The organism is Staphylococcus simiae (assembly GCF_002902085.1).
Lineage (GTDB): Bacteria > Bacillota > Bacilli > Staphylococcales > Staphylococcaceae > Staphylococcus > Staphylococcus simiae.
This window is the reverse complement of sequence record NZ_PPQR01000075.1, coordinates 34871-41041: the sequence shown is the minus strand read 5'-3', so window position 1 is coordinate 41041 and position 6171 is coordinate 34871. Positions and strand designations below refer to the sequence as shown.

Genomic DNA, 6171 nt, shown 5'->3' with positions numbered 1-6171 from the left:
CGATGGTAGTCGGACTTACGTTCCGCTAGAGTAGGACGTTGCCAGGCAATAAAAATGGATGCGATGAGCCGCATTGAGACCGTAAGGTCTCTTTTTTTTATGTCTAAAAGTCATGAAGGTATAGAAGGACTTGACGCAGAGCAAGCGTTTGAAGCTGACGAAATTTAAAATAAAGTAACTGCAAAAAATATGACAATACTGAAAGTAAAATGATGGCTTGGTTTACTTTTTCTTAGTTATTTAGATTATATTGAGACCGTGAGGTCTCTTTTTTTGTCTAAATATATCATGTTAGTATTGAAAATAGTGCGCCGCTAATAGTAAATAAGATGTATATTTTCTAAAGTAACTTAATTATTGTACAATAGACAAGCTATTGTATAACTAACACTAACTTTTTTAAAGAAGTGTTACTATATAATTAATGAATGTTTTAAGGGAAAGTGAGTAAATATGAAAACACCCATTATAGAAAAGTTGAATAAACTTAATGATTTGAATGCTATATCATTACATGTCCCGGGTCATAAAAATATGACAATAGGACATTTAGAAGCATTAAATATAAGTATGGATAAAACGGAAATAACAGGTCTAGATGATTTACATCATCCTGAAGATATAATTTTACAAAGTATGAATTTAGTAAAAAAGCATGAGGATTATACTGCTCATTTATTAGTTAATGGTACAACTTCTGGAATCTTATCTGTTATACAAGCTTTTAATAAGGAAAAAGGCCGAGTGTTATTGATGAGAAATAGTCATAAATCTGTGTTACATGCTTTGGATATTAGTAACCAGTTTGGCCAATTCACTGAAATGATTCAAAGTAGTACTAGTTTACATTACCAACAACCACTTTTTAATAATTTAGATAAACAAAAGAATAAGTTAGCAGTGTTAACATATCCTAATTATTACGGTGAGACATATGATGTAAGTGAAAAAATTAATGAATTACATAATAAACATATCCCAGTACTTGTAGATGAAGCTCATGGTGCTCATTTTGGTTTACAAGGTTTTCCGCAGTCATCTTTAAATTGCCGTGCGGATTATGTTGTACAATCATATCACAAAACATTACCAGCACTGACAATGGGATCTATGTTATTTATACATAAGGATGCACCATTAAGAAATGAAATCATTAAATATTTGAATTACTTTCAAACCTCAAGTCCATCATATCTAATTATGGCAAGTTTAGAGTCTGCACATCAATTTTATAATGAATATGATGAAAAAATATTTTTTATTAAGAGAAATATGTTAATAAAACAATTAAAACGAATGGAATTTAAGGTGATTCAAGTAGATGATCCTTTAAAATTATTAATTAGATATCAAGGAGCAACAGGTGAAGATATTCAAGCATGGTTAGAAGCGCAACATATATATGTTGAACTAGCAGATGAATATCAGGTGCTGTTAGTCTTACCTTTATGGCATAACAATGATAGCTATCCTTTTAATGACTTATTGCATAGAATTGCAAAGATCCAGTTACCACAAAAAAAATGGAAATTAAAAGGAAATTTTGCAAGTCCAAAATTATTGACTGATAGTGGCGAATATAAACCTTTTGAAAGCGATAAAACAACATGGTTAGATTTTACTAAAGCTAATGGAAGAATAGTAGCACAACATATTGTTCCATATCCTCCTGGCATTCCCACTATTATAAAAGGAGAAACAATAACTGAAAATATGATAGAATTACTTGAAGATTATTACAAATCAGGATTAACCATTGAAGGAATGGAAAATAATAAAATTTTAGTTGAGGATGAATAAAATGTCAGCTTTTATAACATTTGAAGGACCTGAAGGTTCTGGGAAAACTACAGTATTAAAAGAAGTATCTGAAAAATTACAAAATAAATATGATATTATTGCGACACGTGAACCTGGTGGTGTACCTACTGGAGAAGAAATACGTAAGATAGTGTTAGAAGGAAATGACATGGATGTTAGAACAGAAGCAATGCTGTTTGCAGCGTCTAGAAGAGAACATTTAGTCGACAAAGTTATTCCGGCTTTACGTGATAATAAAGTCGTATTATGTGATCGTTATATTGATAGTTCTCTAGCATATCAAGGGTATGCCAGAGGGATAGGTATGGAAGCAGTTAAGTCATTAAATGACTTTGCTATCAATGGTATATATCCTGATTTGACAATCTATTTAGATATTAGTGTAGAGGTTGGTAGACAGCGTATTGTTCAAAATGCGAGAGAACAAAATAGACTAGATCAAGAAGATTTGAAATTTCATGAAAAAGTAATTGAAGGTTATCATAAAATCATTCATAATGAACCACAACGGTTTGAAATTATTAATGCAGATCAACCTCTTGAAAATGTTGTCGAGGATACGTATCAAACTATCATCAAATTTCTTGAAAAGATATGATATAATTGCTGGAAGAGGTGTTATAAATAATGAAAATGGTTATAGCGATCGTACAAGATCAAGATAGTCAAGAATTAGCAGACCAACTTGTTAAGTATAATTTCAGAGCAACAAAATTAGCAACAACAGGTGGTTTCTTAAAAGCAGGAAATACGACATTCTTATGTGGTGTCAACGATGACCGTGTTGATGAATTACTAGATGTGATTAATAATACATGTGGTAATAGAGAACAACTGGTTTCTCCAATAACACCAATGGGTGGAAGTGCAGATTCATATATTCCATATCCTGTTGAAGTAGAAGTGGGTGGCGCTACAGTATTTGTAATGCCAGTAGATGCTTTTCACCAATTTTAAATGCATTTTGCAATAATAATTCGTAAAAGCTAATTATAATATCTAAATACTTATTAAATGATTTAGGGTTGCTTTAATGTAGCTAGTTATGAATAAAGATAAGGTAATCGTTGATGTATCTTCAATACAGTACCTTATTGTAATTATTTATGAATAATTAGTTTTCTGATAGCAACCTTTTTATATAAATGAAAAGGGGATTGTAATGAATGGATGAACAGCAACAATTGGCAAATGCATACCATTCAAATAAATTATCACATGCTTATTTATTTGAAGGTGATGATGCACAAACAATGAAACAAGTTGCATTAAATTTTGCAAAGCTTATCCTATGCGATAACGATAGTCAATGTGATGCAAAGGTTTCCGCATTCAATCATCCAGATTTTTTGTATGTTTCTTCTAATGAAAATACTATAAAAAAAGAACAAATTGAGCAGCTAGTACATTATATGAATCAACTTCCTATAGAAAGTGATTATAAGGTATATATCATTGAAGATTTTGAGAAGTTAACGATTCAAGGTGAAAATAGTATTTTAAAATTTTTAGAAGAACCTCCTGATAAAACCATTGCCATTTTATTATCAACTAAACCAGAACAAATATTAAATACCATACATTCGAGATGTCAACATTTGTATTTTAAGCCTATAGACAAAGGACAGTTTATTAAACGTTTAGAAGATAGAGAAATATCTAAACCAATAGCTGAAATGATTAGTACATATACGACACAAATTGAAAATGCGCTAGCTTTAAATGAAGAGTTTGATTTAATGTCATTAAGAAAGAGTATTATACATTGGTGTGAGCTGTTATTAACTAACAAACCAATGGCATTAATAGGTATTATAGATCTATTAAAACAAGCTAAAAATCGTAAATTGCAATTATTAACTATTGCTACTGTGAATGGATTTTTCGAAGATATTTTACATAGTAAAGTTAATATTGACAGTACGATTATTTTTAGTGATTTACAAAATGACACACAAAAATATGCGCAGAATTTAACTTTTAATCAAATCGTTTTAATGTTAGATCAGCTAACAGATGCACATAAAAAATTAAACCAAAATGTTAATCCAACATTAGTGTTTGAACAAATAGTAATTAAGGGTGTGAGTTAAATGCCAAATGTTGTCGGCATTCAGTTTCAAAAAGCCGGAAAATTAGAATATTATACACCTAATAATATAGATTTAGATGAAGGACAATGGGTAGTTGTTGAATCTCAAAGAGGTATTGAAATTGGTTTGGTCAAAACAGGAGTCAAAGATATCGCTGAAGAAGATATTTGTTTACCTATAAAATCAGTTATACGTATTGCAAATGAAGCGGACGTTGCTACATATTTTAAAAATGAACAAGATGCTGAAGAGGCATTAGAATTATGTAAAAACATAGTACAACAGCAGCAATTAGATATGCGTTTAGTTAACTGTGAATACACATTAGATAAAGCAAAAGTCATTTTTAATTTTACGGCTGATGATCGTATTGATTTTAGAAAATTAGTAAAAACTTTAGCACAAAATTTAAAAACGCGAATCGAGTTAAGACAAATTGGTGTTAGAGATGAAGCAAAATTACTTGGTGGAATCGGTCCATGTGGACGCTCGCTTTGCTGTTCAACATTTTTAGGGGATTTTGAACCTGTTTCTATTAAAATGGCTAAAGATCAAAATTTATCATTAAATCCTACGAAAATATCAGGTGCATGTGGTAGATTGATGTGCTGTTTAAAATATGAAAATGATTTATATGAAGAAGCTAGAGCACAATTGCCAGATATTGGTGATGCTATTGACACACCAGAGGGTAATGGTAAAGTCGTAGCATTAAATATACTAGATATTTCAATGCAAGTTAAAATAGAAGGACTTGAGCAACCACTAGAATATAAATTAGAAGAGTTAAACGCTTTGAAATGAGGAGGCTTAAGTAGAGTTGGAACGCAATGACATATTTGATAGATTACTGCGTTTAGAAACGAGTGTTAACCAATTAGCACAAGAAGCAACTGAATTAAAATCACTTGTTGTTGAAATGGTTGAAACTAATGTAGCGTTACAATTAGAAAATGATAATCTAAAAAAAGTACTAGGTAATGAAGACGTACAAAATGATGAACATTATAGTCAAGATATTGCTACACAACAGCAGACAAAGAAAGTTAAAAAACCATTGCCAAGTAAAGACAACTTAGCAATTTTGTATGGCGAAGGCTTTCACATATGTAAAGGTGAATTATTTGGAAAACACCGACATGGAGAAGATTGTTTATTTTGCCTTAATGTATTAAGTGATTAAATGATAAGGCAAATGAATTTTAAAATGAATCATAAAATGTAACTGGGTGTATAAGTGGTAATGATAGTGATTACTAACAATACATCCCTTTTTTAGGAGTAAATGAATGTTAAATGAAAATGAACGATATGACCAATTAATTAAAGAACAATTTAAAATTATTCAAAATGATGATGTGTTTTCATTCTCTACAGATGCGTTATTGTTAGGTCATTTTACGTATCCCAAAGCAAAAGATAAAGTAATAGATCTATGCGCAGGTAACGGTATAATTCAATTGCTATTATTTGCTAAAAAAAAGATAAGTATAGAAGGTATAGAAATACAGTCACAGTTAGTAGATATGGCACGTAGATCATTTCAAGTTAACAACGTAGACCAATTTTTAACAATGCATCATATGGATATTAACAAGGTATATCAGCATTTTAAACCATCACAATATTCATTAGTTACGTGCAACCCACCTTATTTCAAAGAAAATCAATTACATCAACATCAAAAAGAAGCACATAAAATAGCTCGACATGAAATTTTATGTACCTTAGAAGATTGTGTATTAGCTGCACGTCATCTTTTAAAAGAAGGTGGCAAATTAATCATGGTTCATAGAGCTGATAGACTGATGGATGTCTTAAGTGAAATGAGGCACGCTAATATAGAACCTAAGAAAATCAATTTTATTTATAGTAAAATAGGGAAATCAGCACAAACTATTGTTGTAGAAGGTAGAAAAGGTGGTAATCAAGGATTAATCATTGCGCCACCATTTTATATATATAATGAAGATGGAACTTATAGTAATGAAATGAAGGAAATATATTATGGATAGTCACTTTGTATATATAGTTAAATGTAATGACGGAAGTTTATATACTGGATACGCAAAAGATGTTAAGGCTCGAATTGCTAAGCATAATGATGGAAAAGGAGCCAAATATACAAAAACAAGACGCCCGGTACAGTTAGTTTATCATGAAGTGTATGATACAAAATCGGCAGCATTAAAAAGAGAATATGAAATCAAAACATATTCGAGGCAAAAGAAATTGCGATTAATTGAGGAGAGATAAT

Annotated in this window: 8 protein-coding genes; all 8 read left to right on the top strand. The window is 30.6% G+C overall.

Going from position 1 to position 6171, the window contains the following annotated elements; all coding sequences use genetic code 11:
- The first annotated feature begins 453 nt into the window (after positions 1-453).
- Complete coding sequence (locus CD113_RS09665; RefSeq protein ID WP_002464210.1) at positions 454-1800, top strand: aminotransferase class V-fold PLP-dependent enzyme; 1347 nt, start codon at positions 454-456, stop codon at positions 1798-1800.
- A gap of 1 nt (position 1801) precedes the next feature.
- On the top strand, positions 1802-2419 hold the full coding sequence (gene tmk, locus CD113_RS09660) for a dTMP kinase (protein WP_002464209.1): 618 nt from the start codon (positions 1802-1804) through the stop codon (positions 2417-2419).
- Between the two features lie 29 nt (positions 2420-2448).
- Positions 2449-2778 carry a cyclic-di-AMP receptor gene (locus CD113_RS09655; protein ID WP_002464208.1) on the top strand — a complete coding sequence of 110 codons (330 nt, stop codon included), beginning with the start codon at positions 2449-2451 and terminating at the stop codon, positions 2776-2778.
- Between the two features lie 209 nt (positions 2779-2987).
- Positions 2988-3914 (top strand): DNA polymerase III subunit, encoded by a 927-nt coding sequence (locus CD113_RS09650; RefSeq protein ID WP_002464207.1) that lies wholly within the window; start codon positions 2988-2990, stop codon positions 3912-3914.
- A complete protein-coding gene (locus CD113_RS09645; RefSeq protein WP_002464206.1) occupies positions 3915-4718 on the top strand; it encodes a PSP1 domain-containing protein in 804 nt (267 codons plus the stop codon).
- 16 nt (positions 4719-4734) lie between these two features.
- Positions 4735-5097, top strand: coding sequence for a DNA replication initiation control protein YabA (yabA, locus tag CD113_RS09640; RefSeq protein WP_002464205.1), 363 nt, complete (start codon positions 4735-4737; stop codon positions 5095-5097).
- A gap of 106 nt (positions 5098-5203) precedes the next feature.
- The gene (locus CD113_RS09635; protein ID WP_002464204.1) at positions 5204-5929 is read left to right on the top strand and encodes a tRNA1(Val) (adenine(37)-N6)-methyltransferase; all 726 of its coding nucleotides are present in this window, start codon (positions 5204-5206) and stop codon (positions 5927-5929) included.
- Positions 5922-6170: a GIY-YIG nuclease family protein gene (locus CD113_RS09630; RefSeq protein ID WP_002464203.1), complete on the top strand. Its 249-nt coding sequence runs from the start codon at positions 5922-5924 to the stop codon at positions 6168-6170. Before CD113_RS09635 ends, CD113_RS09630 begins: the two co-directional genes overlap by 8 nt.
- The last annotated feature ends 1 nt before the right edge of the window (position 6171 follow it).